Source organism: Wolbachia endosymbiont (group B) of Eupithecia inturbata, assembly GCF_964030915.1.
In the GTDB taxonomy this organism is placed as follows: domain Bacteria; phylum Pseudomonadota; class Alphaproteobacteria; order Rickettsiales; family Anaplasmataceae; genus Wolbachia.
Genome location: NZ_OZ034987.1, coordinates 1,579,073 through 1,597,806, shown reverse-complemented (window position 1 = coordinate 1,597,806; position 18,734 = coordinate 1,579,073). Strand labels below are relative to the sequence as shown.

Annotated in this window: 13 protein-coding genes and 5 pseudogenes; 4 read left to right on the top strand and 14 right to left on the bottom strand. The window is 34.5% G+C overall.

The window, feature by feature from the left end; genetic code table 11:
- Positions 1–69: 69 nt before the first annotated feature.
- Positions 70–714: a tRNA (guanosine(46)-N7)-methyltransferase TrmB gene (gene trmB, locus ACQH21_RS07725; RefSeq protein WP_265041917.1), complete on the top strand. Its 645-nt coding sequence runs from the start codon at positions 70–72 to the stop codon at positions 712–714.
- 208 nt (positions 715–922) lie between these two features.
- On the opposite strand, the gene ACQH21_RS07720 is transcribed toward trmB, so the two are convergent.
- Both ACQH21_RS07720 and terL read right to left on the bottom strand, forming a co-directional pair.
- The gene (locus tag ACQH21_RS07720; protein WP_006013204.1) at positions 923–1,444 is read right to left on the bottom strand and encodes a pyrimidine dimer DNA glycosylase/endonuclease V; all 522 of its coding nucleotides are present in this window, start codon (positions 1,442–1,444) and stop codon (positions 923–925) included.
- A gap of 130 nt (positions 1,445–1,574) precedes the next feature.
- Positions 1,575–2,972, bottom strand: a pseudogene (gene terL, locus ACQH21_RS07715) (phage terminase large subunit).
- Between the two features lie 68 nt (positions 2,973–3,040).
- Between terL and ACQH21_RS07710 the strand changes: the two are divergent.
- A complete protein-coding gene (locus tag ACQH21_RS07710; RefSeq protein ID WP_425384189.1) occupies positions 3,041–4,153 on the top strand; it encodes an alpha/beta hydrolase family protein in 1,113 nt (370 codons plus the stop codon).
- Positions 4,154–4,893: 740 nt separating this feature from the next.
- Here the strand turns inward: ACQH21_RS07710 and ACQH21_RS07705 are convergent.
- A complete protein-coding gene (locus ACQH21_RS07705) occupies positions 4,894–5,343 on the bottom strand; it encodes a hypothetical protein (RefSeq protein ID WP_425384188.1) in 450 nt (149 codons plus the stop codon).
- A 97-nt stretch (positions 5,344–5,440) separates the two neighbouring features.
- On the opposite strand from ACQH21_RS07705, the pseudogene ACQH21_RS07700 reads away from it, so the two are divergent.
- Positions 5,441–6,671: pseudogene (locus ACQH21_RS07700) on the top strand (IS256 family transposase).
- On the opposite strand, the gene ACQH21_RS07695 reads toward ACQH21_RS07700, so the two are convergent.
- From ACQH21_RS07695 to ACQH21_RS07665, 7 genes and pseudogenes are all read right to left on the bottom strand, one after another.
- Entirely contained in the window at positions 6,668–7,468 is an 801-nt protein-coding gene (locus ACQH21_RS07695) for a hypothetical protein (RefSeq protein WP_425384187.1), read from the bottom strand. The pseudogene ACQH21_RS07700 and the gene ACQH21_RS07695 sit on opposite strands and share 4 nt — an antisense overlap.
- A gap of 4 nt (positions 7,469–7,472) precedes the next feature.
- Positions 7,473–8,492, bottom strand: coding sequence for a collagen-like triple helix repeat-containing protein (locus ACQH21_RS07690; protein ID WP_425384186.1), 1,020 nt, complete (start codon positions 8,490–8,492; stop codon positions 7,473–7,475).
- Between the two features lie 107 nt (positions 8,493–8,599).
- A complete protein-coding gene (locus tag ACQH21_RS07685; RefSeq protein ID WP_425384185.1) occupies positions 8,600–10,762 on the bottom strand; it encodes a hypothetical protein in 2,163 nt (720 codons plus the stop codon).
- Between the two features lie 372 nt (positions 10,763–11,134).
- Positions 11,135–12,598 (bottom strand): DegQ family serine endoprotease, encoded by a 1,464-nt coding sequence (locus ACQH21_RS07680; RefSeq protein WP_425384184.1) that lies wholly within the window; start codon positions 12,596–12,598, stop codon positions 11,135–11,137.
- Positions 12,599–12,601: 3 nt separating this feature from the next.
- Positions 12,602–13,474 (bottom strand): protease modulator HflC, encoded by an 873-nt coding sequence (gene hflC, locus ACQH21_RS07675; protein ID WP_425384183.1) that lies wholly within the window; start codon positions 13,472–13,474, stop codon positions 12,602–12,604.
- Between the two features lie 2 nt (positions 13,475–13,476).
- Complete coding sequence (gene hflK, locus ACQH21_RS07670) at positions 13,477–14,502, bottom strand: FtsH protease activity modulator HflK (protein ID WP_264375971.1); 1,026 nt, start codon at positions 14,500–14,502, stop codon at positions 13,477–13,479.
- A gap of 414 nt (positions 14,503–14,916) precedes the next feature.
- Positions 14,917–15,075, bottom strand: a pseudogene (locus ACQH21_RS07665) (DNA mismatch repair endonuclease MutL); the annotation flags it as partial.
- A gap of 81 nt (positions 15,076–15,156) precedes the next feature.
- Between ACQH21_RS07665 and ACQH21_RS07660 the strand changes: the two are divergent.
- Positions 15,157–16,029 carry an IS982 family transposase gene (locus ACQH21_RS07660; protein ID WP_425383942.1) on the top strand — a complete coding sequence of 291 codons (873 nt, stop codon included), beginning with the start codon at positions 15,157–15,159 and terminating at the stop codon, positions 16,027–16,029.
- Between the two features lie 13 nt (positions 16,030–16,042).
- Here the strand turns inward: ACQH21_RS07660 and ACQH21_RS07655 are convergent.
- The 4 genes and pseudogenes from ACQH21_RS07655 to purE form a co-directional block, all read right to left on the bottom strand.
- Positions 16,043–16,258 (bottom strand): annotated as a pseudogene (locus ACQH21_RS07655) (DNA mismatch repair endonuclease MutL); the annotation flags it as partial.
- Between the two features lie 15 nt (positions 16,259–16,273).
- Positions 16,274–17,728, bottom strand: a complete 1,455-nt coding sequence (locus ACQH21_RS07650) for an IS4 family transposase (RefSeq protein ID WP_425384012.1) — start codon at positions 17,726–17,728, stop codon at positions 16,274–16,276.
- Between the two features lie 71 nt (positions 17,729–17,799).
- Positions 17,800–18,174 (bottom strand): annotated as a pseudogene (mutL, locus tag ACQH21_RS07645) (DNA mismatch repair endonuclease MutL); the annotation flags it as partial.
- Complete coding sequence (gene purE / locus ACQH21_RS07640; protein WP_213863892.1) at positions 18,174–18,674, bottom strand: 5-(carboxyamino)imidazole ribonucleotide mutase; 501 nt, start codon at positions 18,672–18,674, stop codon at positions 18,174–18,176. The gene purE and the pseudogene mutL, both read right to left, overlap by 1 nt.
- Between the last annotated feature and the right edge of the window lie 60 nt (positions 18,675–18,734).

Genomic DNA, 18,734 nt, shown 5'->3' with positions numbered 1-18,734 from the left:
TGACAAGTAAATTCTCATTAATTCATTTCGAGAATTGTTTAAGCTATAAAAGATTAAGTTATGTAAGATATGTTATCTAGGAATAATAATTGGATTAGGTCATTTTCCAGAAGATCTAGGTTGAAGTTGAATGTTTTGAAGAAGTATTCTATTAAAAACAGCAAGGAATCTATAAAAAAGATCGTAGACTTACAAAAAAGAATACGAGTAGAAATAGGTTTCGGTAATGGTGAAAATATGCTCCATCAGGCATTCAATGAATCTGATCTATTATTTATAGGATGTGAGCCTTATTTAAAGGGGGTCTCTTCCTTGCTAAAAAGCATAGAAGCACACAGCATAAAAAATATTTTAATATGGACAGAAGATGCAAGAGAATTAATTGTCAATTTTCCTGACCACAGTGTTGAAAAATTCTTTATTCTCTTTCCAGATCCATGGCCAAAAAGAAGTCACAACAAAAGACGGTTAATTAATACGGAATTTTTAAATTTATTAGCAAAAAAAATACTTGTCACAGGTGAAATATTTATTGCAACTGATCATCAGGATTATGCAGAGTGGATAGAGTTACATATAAAGCAGTGTAATTTTTTAACCTATAAGGAAGATAGTTTTGCAAATTATACCCCAACAAAATACCACAGAAAAGCGCTAGAATATCAGCGTAAAATAAAGTTTTTTAAAGTAAATGTTATATCTAAACTGACTTAGATTTACCTCTGCTTTTTAGTACAGATGTGTACATGACACTCTATAGTGCAAGTAGCCTACCATATACTGGGAATAACAGTTTACTGAATTCTTTAATCTCACAAATAGAAAGATCAATAAACTTGATAAACATCAACATTATCAGCCAGCATTGCTTTTGCAACTTCAATTCTACCTTTTTTATGATCGGTTTGGATAATTTTATAACCTATAGCATTTTGTCTAGCAACCAATCTGGTGCTTCTCTACCTTTTTCCCACTTAGCAAATCTCATCTTTTCTTTTAGGTAATATTCTCTATATGCTTCTATTGGGTTACTACATTTATATCGATCAGGTAACGCTTGTGTAAAAGCTTGTATATCAGCTGATCGAAATATTAGCAAATCCTTGTTATTATCGCACCAATCTATAACTTCTTCGGATTTATGCGTTCTTTTGTATCGCAAGCTATATTCTATACACAATTCTTTTCCATGTTTTATTAACCAATCAAAGTTTCCTTTTGATTGTCTAGCCCATAAAGAACAAGGATGGTTTTTGTGAGTAAGTTTATATGGAACTTCTATATTCTGGTTTGTAATGCTGACTAAAGGATTTGGCTCTTTCAATGCTATTGAAAAAACACTGCTAAGCAATTGAGCAGTTTCTAGCGGCATTTTTACTATGTGCTTATCGCATAACATTTGTGCTGCAGTTACAGGATTTTCGTCTAATATAAAGATATTCATCTAAGCACCCAGAGATAGAATTTTTGCGTAGTATTTATTTCAATAAACCCTAAAATATCATTCAGAAAATGGATAAGTTAAATAAGCTCAGTTAAAAAAATTATACACAATTCCGAGGAACCTTTTCAAGCTACAATGAACGTATCGCTACCACTCTAGCAATATTATTTCTCACCCACTGAAGATATTGCACGGTACTGTCTACTTGATCGTCGTGACGGATTTCTGGAAACATTAAAATCTCATACTCAAAGTCGCTAAGCCATACTGCTTGGTTAGGGAGAAAAACCCGCTCAGATTCTATAATTGGGACAATTCGGTGAAATCGAGTTAATTTGTCATCATGTGGTACTATTTGAATAATAGGTAAATCACTGTTTTTCCTGAGCTCCTGAACCAATTGCTGACCGCTTGCTTTTGCTTCGATTAAAATTGCGTGTGGCTTCCACCTTGCAGCCAGCGATAGAACTTTCTCTTTAAGTTTTGGATATTCAAGTTTTGCGCGATATACATCGAGTAAATAGAATGTATTATCTACTTTTGTCCAGGTAGTGCAGACACTAAAGTCACTTGTATTGTTTGTTGAAATTGCAGTATCCCAACTTTGTGTTACATGCAAGAGGCTATCAGGAAAATTTTTATAGCGCTTCAACCACTCTCGTTTAATTATAGCACTTGAAAGTGGTAGAGGGTTTTATTGGTATTGAGCAGCAAAACCATAACTCCCAAGTTCAGCTTTTATCATCTCAATTTCTTCTTTTCCTTCAGTTAGGGAATACAACAATTGACCTTCTTTTCTTGAGTATATTTCCTGTTCATGCTCTGGAATATGATTATTAACTGAATAAATAATCTCCTTATCTTCAGCTATTATTGGTAAACAGACATGATGCCATATGTTTCTTGGTTTACAGAGGAGGTGACCAGTTAAATCTTCTAAATGGAGTCTGTGCATCACAAGAACGATAACTCCTTTTTTTCTGTCGTTGAGCCTGGTTACTAAAGCCTGATCAAACCAGTTTGCAGCACGCTTTCTAAATGTTTCGCTCAAAGCTTGTGAGGGACTTAGTGGATCATCCACGATAATGAAATCTCCACCTTCACCGGTTAATGTTCCCCCAACTGATGTTGCAATTCGACATCCTCTTTGCACTGTTTGAAATTTATATTTAGTGTTTTGATCTTTGCATAATTCTACTTTCGGAAATAGCTCTCTATACCAATCAGATTGCATTATGCACCTGGTATCGAGTGAGTGCTTTTCGCTAAGCAAACGAGAATAACTTGCAACTATTATTCTTGCAGTTGGCTGATTTCCAAGTATCCATGCGGGCCATGCAACACTTACACAAATGGACTTCATTGAACGTGGCGGCATATTGAATATTATTCTTCTTGCTTCACCAGCGCTTGCTGCTTCAAGCCTGTCTGCTATGACTTTTATATATTGATAATCATTATACTCACACCCCGGCACTACCGTTTGAAAGCATAATTCAATGAATTTGAGAAGGTTTATATTGTTCATAAATTAAGGTTTGTTGATTTTTTTAAGATTTTGTTGTGTAATTAAACCAGCATAGTGAGAGTTAAAATATGAAAGAAACAAGAGAGCAAACTGAGAGAGAATTTATAAAAACTCAAAACGGGATGAAAATAGAGACAATTACGCTTCTTGGTAAAAATCAAAACAATAATCAAGGTGAAAAACATCTGATATACTTTATTGGTGGAAATAGAGCGTTAAGCCCGGGTAAAGATTATTCCCAAAATTGGAATTGGGCCACAGAGCAAGGGATAACTGTACATCTTTTTAATTATCCTGGACTTGGTTTAAGTAAAAATAACTCATTGATACGTAGCAATAGAGTTAAATCTGGTGTAGCAGTTGTAACTAACTTATTGGAAAAAGGTATAAAGCCAGATGATATCATATTGTTTGGAGACTGCCTTGGTGGACATGTAGCTGCGGAGGTTCATAAAAATTTTAAGGGTAAGGATATACATTTAAGATGTATCGTTAGCAATGCCGCTAGTTCACTTAAACAAGCGTCTCTTTATTACTTTGGTTTTATGGCAAAATTAAAAATTTTTCTTGCTCCGATAATCAAATTGGTACTAAAGATTTTTGGCTGCCACTGGAAGACATATAAAATCGTAAATTCAATTACTCCTTATACAATGTACTTTAATCGAGAGGGAGATAAAACGATAAAACAGCCAGCGCAACTTGCAACAGAAATAGAAAAAATAGATCAAAGCGGTAGAAGAAAAGATTACCAAAAAAAAGAAGTATTTGAAGGATTTGAGGAATATGAAGAATTTTTCAAGCAGCATATAATATTAAGAAAAAATGATGAGTGTATTGATTCGAAAAAAGCTGATAAAGATATACATAAATTGCCAATTACGTGTTTAAAGTCTTCCAACAAAACTGATTACACTTTTCCTGAGTTGATTAGTTTATATATTTATATTACAGATGAATATTTTTCTAAATATGGCTCATTAAATAATGAAGAGAAGATTAAAGCATTTAAAGAAAGTAAATTTTATAAAGATTTTTCAAGCTGCAAAAATTCAAAGGACTTTTTGCATAATTACATGAAGAAGCAAGAGCGTCCTTCGATGTCATTTCAGCATGTGATAATAGAATCTGGGGAAAAAAAGACCTTTCTTAACAAGTCAAAGAAGGCTAGTTGCTCTTAACTTGACGCGTATGCTTTCTTCAATATTTTAGCCATCTGTATCTGTTCAGATGCATGCAAATATTGAAACCAGTGTTTCTTTTCTTATCATCCGAGTACTGGGATCCAGAAGAATTAATTGTGAACAAATAGCTATACGATATTTTCAATGAAGTTACAAAAAAGCTGTATTCCACACTGGAATGACACCGTCATAAACTGCTAGAGGTCTTCATAATGTCATTCCAGTCCTCATAGTGTTTATCCCGGCCTTCATAATTTCATCCCAGTGTCCTCTTTCTCTTGTCATCCCAGTACTTGATACTGGGATCCAGATGCATGGCTAATGCTGAAACCAATACTCCCTTTTTTTGTCATACGAGTACTGGGACCCAGAAGACTCAGGTAATAAGAACTAGATTCCAGCGCCACGCGCTGGAATGACACCGTCATAAACTGCTAGGTCTTCATAATATCATCCCAGTACTGGGATCCAACTAAATTGGTGAACACTTTACAGCATTTTTGATAGAAAGAACTAGATGCCAGTGTCAAGCACTGACCATTTTTTCCTTAAGTTTTTGCAGCTTGTGTTCTATTACAAAACCACTGCGGTACTAACGAGCGGCAAAATGGTAGCGAATCTAAACTAAAAAGAATACATTTTTACACTGCTTGAAAGTCTACTCGATTCAATTTTAAAAACAATTATTGAAACAATTATAATATACTTTGTGCGTGGTTAAGATAGCTCTGGAATGATTAAAGAATTGAGTCATCAGTTGAGTAAGACTCATCATTTATGTCCGTTACAGAGGAAAATTGCTCAGTTAATGTAGTCATTTTTCTACCTTTTCCACTGTTTGTTAATTCAAATATATTAGCTGGGCAGTAACTTGGAGAGTTTGGATTAGTGGTTCCTTCTGTGATAAAAAATGATGGTTTATCGTTAAGTAACTTGCAAAAGTTTGGCTTATATTCCTTTTTCATACAGTTTAAACTTATATACTGATATTCATCTGGGATCTTTGAGTATTGTGGATCATATTTTTTATGTTCAAAAAACTCATTACCTAAGAAGTTACAAAACGTTAATTGATAATCATCATTATTACTGGACTGAACAACTTTGAGGTAATGAAAATCTCTAGGAATTTTCATCTCTTCTTCTTTTGTAGTATGGTTATATATGACAAGCTCACCATTTAGCATATGATAGCCAATTTTCGGTAAAGTAGGGAATGTTCAAAAAAGTGTGTCAAACCGAGAAATAAAAATAAAATAGAAACAAAAAATAGAGGTTTGATATATGAGTTACAAAATAGAAAATGGAACGACTGGCCTGGTAGATTACAAAGAGCTGGAAGCAAATATACTGTCATCAATAAGGGAAGGTAAACCATTGATGGGGAGAGATGGAGCATTAACACCATTTGTAAAAAGGCTGCTGGAAGCAAGTCTAGAAGGTGAAATAGAGCATCATTTATCCAATGAAAGAGAAGAAAAGAATCGAAGAAACGGAAAGAATGGCAAAACTTTGAAGACGAGTATTTGAACTATTGACACCAAGAGATAGAGAGGGAAGTTTCGAACCACAGATAGTGAAAAAAAGGCAAACAAGCTTACATCCAGAACTTGAAACAAAGGTCTTGAACATGTTTGCAAGCGGTGTGGGATACAGGGATATAGCATCCTATGTGGAAGAAATCTATGACCATAAAATATCTGCAGCAGAGATATCTGGAATTACAGATAAATTACTGCCTATAATCAATGAATGGAGGAGTCGTCCCCTACAATCAGTATACCCGATAGTATTTATGGATGGGATGTTTTTTAAGGTCAAAGAGAATGGACATTGCATAAGTAAATGCATGTACAATATATTAGGAATAGACCAAAATGGCAGAAAAGAAGTACTGGGTTTTTACTTAGCAGAAAGTGAGGGAGCTAACTTCTGGCTAGGCGTATTAAATGACTTAAAAGAGAGAGGAGTAGAAGACATTTTGATAGCTTGTGTTGACGGTCTGAAAAGCTTCCCTACAGCTATAAATAGCGTATTTCCCAATGCTGAGGTACAGTTATGCATTGTGCACCAAATAAGAAATTCACTAAAATACGTATCCAGCAAAGATATAAAAGTTTTTATGAATGATTTGAAAAAAATATACCGTGCTACAAGTAGAGAAATCGCCGAAAATTATTTACTTGAACTGGAGGAAAAATGGGGTGAAAAATATCCTTTAGTCATAAAATCGTGGCAAAACAATTGGGAAAATTTGTCTAGTTATTTTAAGTATTCTGGCCCTGTTAGAAGGCTAATTTATACCACCAATCCAATTGAGGGGTTGCACAGACAAATCAGAAAATTTACTAAAACCAAAGGTTCATTTACCAGTACAAATGCCTTGTACAAATTGGTATATTGTGCTATAAAAAAGATAGAGCAAAAATGGGCTATGGCTTTGCCTAATTGGGCTCTAACTATATCTCAACTTGATATCTTTTTTCCTGATAGGTTAAAAATTGAGTTGAACTAAAAATTCGCTTTGACACACTTTTTTGAACATTCCCGTAAAGTAGCTACACACTTACCATTTTCTTCTTCATTGATATCATCCGACAATTTTTTTTCTTGCTGCAAAATAGAATTCTGCCCTGCCTTAATTGAGCTTTCTGTTGCTTCTAATACACTGCACTTCTCAGACTTAGTTAAGCTTTCTATTACTTTTGATATCTCACTGATTTCTAATATATCATGTTCATTTTTTGTGTATTGATATTCGTAGCAACTACCATCTTTACATACTGGAAGACATTTTCCTTCTTCATCTGATATATAGATATAATCACCTTTTATTGTAAAATAAAGTCCACCTTTTTCTTCTTGAATTTTTTGTAGTACTGGGTCATTTTCATCGTTAAAATTGATAAAATTGAGCATTCCAATAAAATTATTTCCATCATCATCACTCATTATGAGTTCAATAACAAAATTATTACTGTCTTTTATGTACTTACGTGAAATTAACGCTTCTTCTCCTAATTTAAGCTGTTTTATAATATTCTCTTGATTCTCGCCTATGATAGCTTTTTGTTCTATAATAAAGTCCGTGCCATTTAATTTCAGAGGTGAGTTGTTTGTAAATAAAACTATCTCATCACCCTGCTCCTTTAACTTTAAATCATTAATATTCCCTACTTCAACTGTACCAATATGTGAAGAAACAGTATTAACATTACCATTTTCCTTTACTATGTAATATGAAGTGGGAAGTTTAATCAATTTTTTATAAAGCGGATTTTTATCGTCTATTTTAAATATATGTTTTTCCATGATATTACCTTAAATAACCAACAACTTGCTGATTAATGGCACTGAGGCTACTAGGAGGAGTAACATAACTCATAAAACTCCTTGGCTGCTCATTATCTGCCACTATTTTTTCAGTATTAACGAAAGCTCTTTGCTGCTCATTTAATCTTTTTTCCATATGATCTTTAAAAATAGCCAAACATTTACCGGTTTGTTTGTAATTAGGGAATGATTTTTTCGCAGTTACACACAAGAACTTCAACAACTCGTTATGATTTTCATCATTAAGTAATGACTTATTGATAATGGTTGACTGCAGTTCCATTGGATCAAAATTTAGACTTCTCTTTGAAATGCCACATTTCACAGCTGTTGCTCCTAATACTTCTTCAAATTGTATTACAATATCTGCTGCATTTATTATTTTTGCTACTTCCTGTATTTCATTTTTTACTTTATATTCATCCTGTCCTACCGCAGGGTAAAAGAAATTTATTACTTGAGATATAAATGAAGTTGGTCTGCTTGCTCCGCTTGTCACTGATGATTTTTTAATTTCCCTCCTTCTTCTACGTGCACCACAAATTTGATCTGCTGGACTTGTTCTACAAAATATATCTTTTGTTTTACTATAGAGCGCCTCTGTGTCTCTTTGCGATCGCAAAGCTTGAGTGTTAAAACTTTTAGCATTTTTTGTAAAAATAGCTGTTTTATTGTGCAGTTCTTCGACTTTGTTTGCAAAACCTTCTGAAGCATTTTTAGCTGCCTCTGCTGCTTTTTTAGCATCCAGAGTTTCATTTTTTGCTTTTCTTATCTCACGTAAAAACTGATCAGCTAATGTAGCACCTATTCCATCTATACCTGGCTCACCTTTTATGCCTTGAGGACCAATATCTCCTTTTAATCCGTCTATACCGGGCTCTCCTTTTATGCCTGGCTCTCCCTTAGGACCTTGTGCACCTGGCAATCCATCTGATCCTTTAGGACCTTCTGGACCTTGCAACCCATTTGCACCTGGAGCTCCGATCTCTCCTTTCTCACCCATATCACCTTTTATTCCCATGGCTCCATCTAATCCTTTAGGACCAATATCTCCCTTTGTTCCATCTATACCTGGCTCACCTTTTATGCCTTGAGGACCAATATCTCCTTTTATCCGTCTATACCGGGCTCACCCTTGTTGCCTGTAAGACCTTGTGTACCATTGAAGCCCCTCAGACCTGGCTCTCCCTTAGGACCTTCTGGACCTTGCAATCCATTTGCACCTGGTTCTCCTTTGTCACCTTTAGAACCTATCTTTCCTTTCTCACCCATATCACCTTTTATTCCCATGGCTCCATCTAATCCTTTAGGACCAATATCTCCTTTTTCTCCCTTTGGACCTTGGACTTCTCCTGGATTTTTCCTTAGTTCTTCTGCAATGCTTTGTGTTAGCTCGGTATTATTTGCAAGGTTTTCTACTAATGTATGATTAGCATCACTTAGTAACACATCTGCTAGCTCTTCCATTCTGTTATCAGCTAATGCAATGGCTATTCCTGTTTGAATATCTTGATTACTAATAATTCTTCCTGCAACTTGCTTCTCTAATACTAAATCTCCGCCTTGGTCACGATATTCAAGCACCTGATTAGCAATAGTGCCATTATTAATTAATTTTTGTGCAACTTCTTCAGGACTTGCATCTCTACCTTTATCACCTTTAGACCCAGTATCTCCTTTGTCACCTTTAGAACCTATCTTTCCTTTCTCACCCATATCACCTTTTATTCCCATGGCTCCGTCTAATCCTTTAGGACCAATATCTCCCTTTGTTCCATTTATACCTGGCTCACCTTTTATGCCTGGCTCTCCCTTAGGACCTTGTGCACCTGGCAATCCATCTGTTCCGGTATCTCCTTTATCACCTTTAGAACCAGTATCTCCTCTCTCACCTTTTAGACCTTGAGAACCAGGCTCACCTTTCCAACCCCTTGGCCCACTCGTTCCACTTTCACCTCGCACACCTCTATCACCCTTTATACCTTTTGTTCCATCTATACCTGGCTTACCCTGAGAACCAGATTCTCCCTTGTTGCCTTTTGGACCCAAATGGCCTGGTTCACCTTTAGGACCACGTGCTCCAGTGCTACCTACAGAACCTTCTGGACCAGGAAAACCTCGGTCACCCTTATCACCTCTGGAACCTTGTTTACCGTGGAACCCCGGTTCACCGGGTGCACCGGTATAACCTAGTTCGCCCTTTTGTCCTGGAGGACCTTGTATACCTTGAGGAGCAGGCTCTCCATCGAAGCCTCTATCACCTTTTTGTCCCCTTTCACCTGGCTCACCTTTAGGACCTTGTACACCAGTACGTTCTAATCTGTCTATTCTGCGTTTTAAAAGTTCAATTTCTGTTTCTAAATTTATATGTTCTTGAATATTCACATCAACCTCCAAAAAGTTATCAAAATTTTCTAAGTTATAATAATAAGGATATGGACCTGGTCTATTGTCGTGCTCATACCCAAAAGAATTAGGGTTAAAATTATAAAAATTTTTGCATGTGCTATTTTCATACGATATGCAACCAACATAACTATTGCCTAACTTTTTTACTGCGAAATAGGTATCTTGTGCTTTCAAGCTCTCCATTTCATGAAAAGGGAATAACTGGAATGTATTGCTTATACGAGTAAATACTGAAAGGATATTATTCAATATGCCAACTTTTCCACCAGTTAAATTATATACCTGAGCGCTCCTATATCCTTTGTACATATTTCTTGATTCTTTAAACAAATAGTCTCCTATTTTTATTTTGAGTCTTTTATCAGGTGAACTTTTAAGATCTTCCAAAATAAGACTGACATTTTCGCTACTAATTATGTCTTTTGGATCTATTAAAACCTTCCTGTTTTCTAGCAGTTCATAATAAATACTACAGTTTTCACGATTATATGCGTTAACATAGAAACCATTTGTGTAACCATGAGGTATACGATCAATAGTATCTATCATAGTATCGTTGCCATCATAGTAATAATAATAAGGTTGATCAGAGGTAGTAACTAAAGCGAATTTGTAATCATTTCTTACGCTTTCTAGCTTTAGTTGTAGCTCTTGAGATAAGTCGTTTAGTATACTTGCCACGTCATGCTTGAAATCCCAAATTTCAAAACGCTGACCAGTAGCGTCATCCTGAATAATGTAAGATACACTAGGCAGGCTAAATGTTGTTTTGTTATTTAATCTTATTTGTGCAGGTATCCTACGACCAGTTCTATTATTACAATCTTTTTGTAGGATACCTTCCTTTTCTAGTTTAAAACGCATCTCCAACTCCCTTTGCGATTAGATATAATTAATTTATGGGTATTAATTATTGATTAATAATGATGATCAGTAAATATAATTATATTTTACACTAATTTAGTTATAAATTAACTTGTGAAAGAAAGTTATTTTTTTACAACTGAGCATAAAAATGCTTTATATTATCGAATTTCTTACCACTCCAGCTCTTTCATCTTATAGATGATGATGTTCCAGTGCTTGATACTGAAATCTAGTTCTTCCATAATCTCGTTGGAAACGTTTTCAGTATAGGGATAAATTTTATTAATCTACAGAAAAGCCCTCACCCTTAGGGTAAAGAAGCTAGTTAAATTTGTCAAGCAATTTTTTCATGACCAGCTAGATAAATAGCTACTTCTTCAATTTGATTGAAGTAAAAAACTGTTTTCCATTGCGGTAAATAAGCAACATTACTGAATCTTTGCCGTCTTTTTTTACTGCTGAATCAATTTGTTTTTGAAAATCATTAGTATTTTCAATATCGATTCCATCTAGTTGGATAATTATATCACCTTTCTTAATAACACGTAGTGTAGAATTACTACTACTATCTACACTAGTAACTACTACACCCTTTGTGGGTGCATTTTTTTTTAGTTCTTTTGGCAAATTTGAAACGGTTAAACCACTTATATAACTAGATGTTGATTTATTTTCTTCTTGATTATTACCTGAATCATCATTTGTAGATTCCTCGATTGCAACCTTGATATTGACTTCTTTACCTTTTCTAAGTAACTTAACCTGTACTTTCTTTCCGGGCTCAGTTCGTGAAACCATATGAGGTAATTGCGTCATTCTATCAATTTTTTTGCCGTCAAACTCTAATAGTATATCACCTACTTTGATTCCTCCTTTCTCTGCAGGACTGCCCTTTACTACGCTTGCAACTAATGCACCTTTGGTATCTTTTAAACTCAAGGATTCAGCAAATTCTTTTGTTATAGGCTGAACTTGCACGCCAAGCCAACCATGTTTTATTTTTTTACCACTTTTTAATGTGTCAATAATTGAAATAGCTAGATTAGATGGTATAGCAAAGCCTATACCCACGTTACCGCCAGACTCAGATGGGGAATAAATAGCAGTATTAATACCTATAACTTTTCCATTTAGATGAAATAGTGGTCCCCCTGAGTTACCTCTATTAATTGCAGCATCAGTTTGAATAAATTCATTCATAGTACCAATACTAATGTCTCTAGATCTTGCAGACACAATTCCTGTACTTACAGAGCCACCCAAACCAAAAGGGTTGCCTATTGCAATAACTGTATCACCAACTCTTGCTTTATCAGAATTACCAAATTCAACAAAAGGAAGATCTTTATCAGAATTAATCTTAAGCACAGCAAGATCAGTTTTTGCATCATAGCCTAAAACTTCTGCTTTGAAATAAGTATTATCGTTCATAGTAACTGTAATATCTTGGGCATTTTTAATAACGTGATAGTTGGTTACTATGGTTCCACTTTTATCTATAATAAATCCAGACCCAAGTAACGTCACTTCTCTATTAATGCTAGGAGCTCTATCGAAAAATTGATCAAAATGCTCGAAAAATTCTCTAAAGTCATCAAAGAAATTATTTCTTGGCGTAAAGGGAATTTTAGTTCTACTGTTATTTTCTTGCTTAACTATTTGCTCACTTGAAATATTTACAACTGCGGGAATAAGTTCTTCCACTATATCAGCAAGCCCTTTATTACAACTACATACAGGATCTGCAACTGTTTTTGCAAACAGATTAGCATATGAAGAAAATGAAATTAAAAAATATGCAAATATAGATAAAATAAATGCTTTACTTTTCATAAACTATTTCCATCCCTTGTTCAAAATATCTAAGAAATTATTATTTGGTGAAAGCACAAATTTAGTATTATCCTTAGCAAATGATTTACTATAAGCTTTCATAGAGCGATAAAAGTTAAAAAACTCTTCATCAACCTTGAATGCCTCATTATAGATTCTAGTTGCTTCAGCATAACCACGGCCTCTTATTTCATGTGATTCTTTTACTGCACTAGAGACAATTCCCCTTTTTAATTTATCAGCTTTTGATCTAATTTCTTGTCCAGCTTGTTCTCCTTCTGCTCTAATTTCTTTTGCTTCCTTTTCTCTTTCAGTTTGCATGCGGCGGAATATTGCAGAACTATTTTCTTCTGGTAGATCTGCTCTCTTAATTCTTACATCTATTATTTCTATGCCAAATTTTCCAGCTTCAGAATAAACTCCACGTTGAATTAATTGCATAACTTCTGATCTCTTTTCATTCAACAAACTAATTAATGAAAATCTTCCTATATTCTCCCTTATGTGAGCTTCTATGACAGGATATAATCTTCTAACTAGCCCTGATTCATTTTTCACAGTTTGATAAAAAGTGATAGGATCTGTTATTTTATATTTTGCATAAGCATCTACTATAATACGCTTTTGATCTGCAGTTATCACTTCCCTTGGAGTTTTATCAGGACTTAAATCTAAAATTCTCTTATCAAGAAATTCTACGTTATTTATAAATGGCAATTTAAAATATAAACCACTGTCCCTAACATCTTTTACGACTTTACCGAGTTGTATAACTATTGCTTGTTTTGTTTCTTGAACAACGAAGATTGAATTAGATAAGGCAATCAATAATACAACAAATATAAAAGCAAAAACAATTTTTATATTACTACTCATGGCTATTTTCCTAAATTTGTAAGAGGTAAATAAGAGAACATACCTTTCAGATCGTCTGTTATAACAAACTTATCTACCTTGCTGAAAATATTTTCCATAGTTTCAAGATAAATACGATTCTTAACAAGAGAAGGATTTTGTCTATATTCTTCGTAAAGAGATAAAAAGCGATTTGCATTACCTTTTGCTTCATTTATTATTTCATTCTCGTATGCTTCTGCATCTAATTTTATCTTTATTGCTTCACCTTTTGCACGAGGTATAATATCATTACTGTAAGCGTATGCTTCGTTTATGGTACGCTCCTTATCTGCGCGAGCACTTTGTACATCCCTAAATGAGCTAATCACCTTTTCTGGTGGATCAATTTTTTTCATTTGAACGGATAAAATCTCTATACCCATTTGATATCCATCAAGAATCTGTTGCAATAAAATTATAGTATCTCTGGAAATTTCAGCCCTGCCTTGACCTTCGAGTGCAAAAGAGATCGTATTCTTACCTATTATTTCTCTCATAGCACTTTCAGCAGCATTTTTAACGCTAAAACCAGGTTTATAATCCCGCACTTTGAATAAATAATCTTTAGCATCCCTGACTCTCCATTGGACCTCAAAGTTAACGTTGACTATGTTCTCATCTCCGGTAAGCATCACTCCTTCACCACGATCTGTATCTCGCCCATAAGAGCTGCTTATCCCAATTTCTTCACGATTTACTTCTTTAACATTTACTTTAAAAACCTTACCAATAGGGTAGGGAAAGTGATAACGCAAACCAGATGTTTCTGTATTGGAATATTTGCCAAAAGTAAGTTCTATACCTTCCTCACTCGGATGGACAATATAGAAACCAGTACAAAGATAAAACAACAAAACAATAAAAATGATGAAATAAGGTTTTTTCCCTCTATTTCTGGTTAAGCCATTAAAAAAGCATCTTATATCAGACACAGCTTTACTTAAAATATCTTCATTACTTGAACCTGACGGTTTCTTTCCAAGATTCCAAGGATTACGCTCATCCATAAAAATTATTAATTGTATAACTAATACGCTGATATTACTTAATCTTATCAAAAAATGCAAAACTATTTTGTTTGCAGATTAATGATCGGAGTGAAGGATGTGATCATACACTTCCTTTTTCTCTATATGATATGGTCAATTCTACAGAATTTCTGGCTTTTTTTGAATTCTTTATTGTCGTTTTTGATAAGTATCTTTAGTTGTATATTAATTATTAACATAAAAGACAATGCCTGGGATTTAGGAAACTTAATTTTAATCAAGTAGCTGCATAATAAATCATCGTCAAGTAATAGAATGACATTATCTACTATACAAATTACCTGCAAATTGCAATGTTCGAACAATTGTGTATCTGAGTTTTGAGATGACGAAACTAGGGTTGTATAATCTATACACATTTGTGACAATTTCTTACCTTCGCTCAAATAACTTTTCAATATCGCTTAATTTCATTTCTATATAGGTTGGTCTTCCGTGATTGCATTGTCCAGAATATGGTGTTTTTTCTATTTGCCTCAACAACTCATTCATCTCCTCTAATTTCATCTTTCTACCTGCTCTAATTACCCCAGTTGCGGATTAGAAATCAGTGAAAAAGCCAGGAAAATAGGGTAACCTCGGAAAATTATTTACAAAATAGAGAGGTTACCAATGAATGAAAATATAACAGAATTATTTTGCCTGATCGACGATTTTTGCAATTCAGTTGACAAGAATTTTGCAGAAAAACTTCTACCAAGTAGCAAAAAACCAACCAGGACGCCAGAGATTACGCATTCAGAGATTCTTACCATAATATTGCTATATCACCAATCCAAGTGCGACAATTTTAAAATTTTCTATGTGCATTATTTGAAATTATTATACGAATCAGCGTTTCCAAAATTGCCATCCTATAGTAGGTTTATTAGGCTAAAATCTAGGGTTTTATGGTATTTAGTGCTCTTAATGCAATGGTTTTGCGAACAGTCAAAAGTGACAGGGATTTCGTACATAGATGCAACATCTATCGCTGTTTGCCATCCAAAAAGGACCTCGAGAAATAAAGTTTTCAAAGGGTTGGCAAAGATTGGAAAGACTACCTATGGGTGGTTTTTCGGTTTTAAACTACATCTAGTAATCAACGAAGCTGGCGAAATTCAAGGGGTTACGGTGACAAAAGGCAACATTGATGATAGAAAACCTGTGCCAAATTTAACTCAGAAATTGACTGGATTATTGTTTGGAGATAAAGGATATATCAAAAAAGATCTTTTTCACGAATTATTCGATAGAGGGTTAAAGCTTGTAACCAGTATAAAAAAGGGTATGAAAAACTCATTAATGGCGCTAAATGAGAAGATTTTGTTAAGAAAAAGATCGATTATTGAGACAGTTTTTGGCTCTCTGAAAAACAACTTTGAGATTGAGCATACAAGACATAGATCACCGATAAATTTTTTGGTACACATTTTTTCTACGCTTGTTTCATATTCCATGCAGCCGAAAAAGCCCTGCATTTCTAAGCTTTACTTCGTTGGCTAATCCGCAACTGAGGTTTAAGAAGCTTCTTATTATCGGAGATAAGAGTAAACTCAATTCCATAATTGATCATTGCTAAGTTGTTTACAATATCAACAATGCTTTGTGTTTCTGCCCTTTCGGTTTTGAGAAATTTTAGTCTATTTGGTGTGGCAAAAAATAAATCTCGTACTTCAATATATGTTCCTATCGATAAAGGATAAGGAACAAGCTCTCCTATTTTTTCTCCCCCCTAATACCCTCACTTTTACCCACAACTTTGAGAGGTCATTATGCGAAGCATAACCATGCTTTCCCTGAGGTTTTCATAACCACGCCATAGAGTCATAGTTCCTGGTAAATTATCACTTTTTCTATTCATAAATCCACCTAATTTTCCTAACCAAATAATAGCTTGTTTTATGTTTGGAGGTTCTTCTGGCAATTTGGCTACTTTATGCTCACGTATGTAAAGGGTTTTCCACTCTTCATTACTTAAAACCTTGGTACAAACCTCCATGGGATTCGATAAAGCGACTTTTGTTAAATATAAAATTTTAAATGCAATAATGCTCTTTATAGCGATTAATTTCTCTAATCTTTCTTTTGTAGCTAAACGAGAGCTTTCTACCTTACATCCTGATTTTAAAATCCTAAAATACTCCTCGATTTTCCATCTTAGCTTATACCAATTGATCCTTTCTATAGCATCTAAAGTGCTATTAACTGGTACATTAGTCAGCAAAGTCCAATCAATAGCTTCTACTCTTTCAGGAGGATTTGTTTCTTTGGCACTTACTACATATATAGCGATTTTATCACTTATTTTATGCTCTGTATCTTTCGATCCATAAATGTAAGAAGATCTGATAGGTATATAGCCTTTCATATACCTGACTTCAATGTTAGCTTTTCTTGAGATTTGGTATTTATTTTCAGCAACATTCAAAACAATTTCCCTTTTTACAGGCAGTTGAGTTATACGTGTTTGCAAATCCGTTTTTCCCCCTTCAATACAGATGAATTTCCTATTAGTTCGGTTGCGGATTACATAAAAACTATCCAATGATTCAATAGTCCATAAAAACTTAAAAATATCTGCTTCCCTATCACCAATAGTAACAAGCTGTGCACCTTCTGCGAGGTTATTTAGGGTTTCTTTTAGTGCCGCTATCCATTTATAGCTTTCTTTCTCCTTTATAGCAGTACGGTATTTCCTGTTTGCTTTTTCTTGCGCTGTTTCTTCCCTGATAGAACGTGCCCAACACTGTTGAGAAGATAGCCCTAAAGGTAATCCGTCTTTGTTAACTATTAAGGCACTGTGCAATAACAAACCCTTTTTATGTTTTGTATAGGCTTTAGAAATACTACCTAGACCCTTAGTCTTTATATGAGAGTCAAAATCCAAATAACTTGTATCTTGAACTGAAAATACAATCTCATCTCCTTTTATCCTTTCTATAGTTTCTTTATAATGGGAAGAATAAATTTCCTTAGCTTCAAGCTTTTCATTGCTAAATAATCTGTATGCACCTTTAGCTTCTTTCCATCCTACACAGCTTTGATTAATTGACCCAGACGCCTTATTCTCTATTAAATAGCTTGTTTTAATAAGTCTTTTATTAAGCCTTACATCTCCCAGATTAACATGTCTCAACTCTTTTTCTAGCCATTTATCTCCTAAGCCATCAGCACATTGTACATTTCTATTTACTTCACACATTTTTACCTCATCTTACTCAGTATATTTTTCTCTATCTTACTTGCTTTTTATACTTGTGGGTAAAAGTGAGCCTCATACCTTATAGACCATGCTTGATCTGCTTTGCTTGCCTTAGATGATAATTTTATTCTGCTTACTGCTGCAATTGAAGGCAAAGCTTCTCCTCTAAAGCCAAGATGCTTGATCTCTATCAATTCACTGTCACTCAATTTTGAAGTAGCATGGCGCATAAACGCAAGTTCTAAATCATCCTTTTTTACTCCGCTACCATCATCGATTACAGTAATGAGGTTACGCCCACCACTTTCTATCTTAATTTCTATCTCTGAGCTTCTGGCATCTATTGCATTTTCCACTAATTCCTTTACCACACTTGCAGGCCTTTCTATTACCTCTCCTGCTGCTATACGATTTATGGTTTTTGTATCTAAAAGAACTATTGCCATTATAATGTTGGTTTTTCTTTTACTGCTTTAGTTTGCCCCTCTCTCCATTTTTTTAATCTATCTGCAATTTCACTATTAGAAATCGACAATATAGATGCAGCAGTAATAGCGGCATTGCATGCTCCACTCTCTCCTATAGACATTGTTGCAACTGGAACACCTTTTGGCATTTGCACTATAGATAATAGACTATCTAGCCCGTTTAATTGCTTGCTATGCACAGGAATACCGATAACAGGTAAATAAGTAAGCGATGCAGTCATACCAGGTAAATGAGCCGCTCCTCCTGCACCAGCTATAATAACCTTAAAGCCTTTTTCTTGAGCAGACTTAGTAAAATTAAAGAGTCTCTCTGGTGTTCTGTGTGCGGATATTATAAATACATCATGTGAAATTCCCAATTCTTTTAATAGGTTAATAGCATGCACCATAGTGCCATAATCCGACTCGCTTCCCATAATTACAGCAACATCCTTTTTCATTTTTTCTGTATTAGACATGATTTTATTTACTAACCAAATAGTATTTCAGAAGCAACAGATATTTAAATTAAATTACGA

Coding starts and splice junctions, on each gene's coding strand:
- trmB (WP_265041917.1), top strand. CDS start 70: ATGTTATCTAGGAATAATAATTGGATTAGGTCATTTTCCAGAAGATCT.
- ACQH21_RS07720 (WP_006013204.1), bottom strand. CDS start 1,444: ATGAATATCTTTATATTAGACGAAAATCCTGTAACTGCAGCACAAATG.
- ACQH21_RS07710 (WP_425384189.1), top strand. CDS start 3,041: ATGAAAGAAACAAGAGAGCAAACTGAGAGAGAATTTATAAAAACTCAA.
- ACQH21_RS07705 (WP_425384188.1), bottom strand. CDS start 5,343: ATGCTAAATGGTGAGCTTGTCATATATAACCATACTACAAAAGAAGAA.
- ACQH21_RS07695 (WP_425384187.1), bottom strand. CDS start 7,468: ATGGAAAAACATATATTTAAAATAGACGATAAAAATCCGCTTTATAAA.
- ACQH21_RS07690 (WP_425384186.1), bottom strand. CDS start 8,492: ATGGGTGAGAAAGGAGAGATCGGAGCTCCAGGTGCAAATGGGTTGCAA.
- ACQH21_RS07685 (WP_425384185.1), bottom strand. CDS start 10,762: ATGCGTTTTAAACTAGAAAAGGAAGGTATCCTACAAAAAGATTGTAAT.
- ACQH21_RS07680 (WP_425384184.1), bottom strand. CDS start 12,598: ATGAAAAGTAAAGCATTTATTTTATCTATATTTGCATATTTTTTAATT.
- hflC (WP_425384183.1), bottom strand. CDS start 13,474: ATGAGTAGTAATATAAAAATTGTTTTTGCTTTTATATTTGTTGTATTA.
- hflK (WP_264375971.1), bottom strand. CDS start 14,502: ATGGATGAGCGTAATCCTTGGAATCTTGGAAAGAAACCGTCAGGTTCA.
- ACQH21_RS07660 (WP_425383942.1), top strand. CDS start 15,157: ATGAATGAAAATATAACAGAATTATTTTGCCTGATCGACGATTTTTGC.
- ACQH21_RS07650 (WP_425384012.1), bottom strand. CDS start 17,728: ATGTGTGAAGTAAATAGAAATGTACAATGTGCTGATGGCTTAGGAGAT.
- purE (WP_213863892.1), bottom strand. CDS start 18,674: ATGTCTAATACAGAAAAAATGAAAAAGGATGTTGCTGTAATTATGGGA.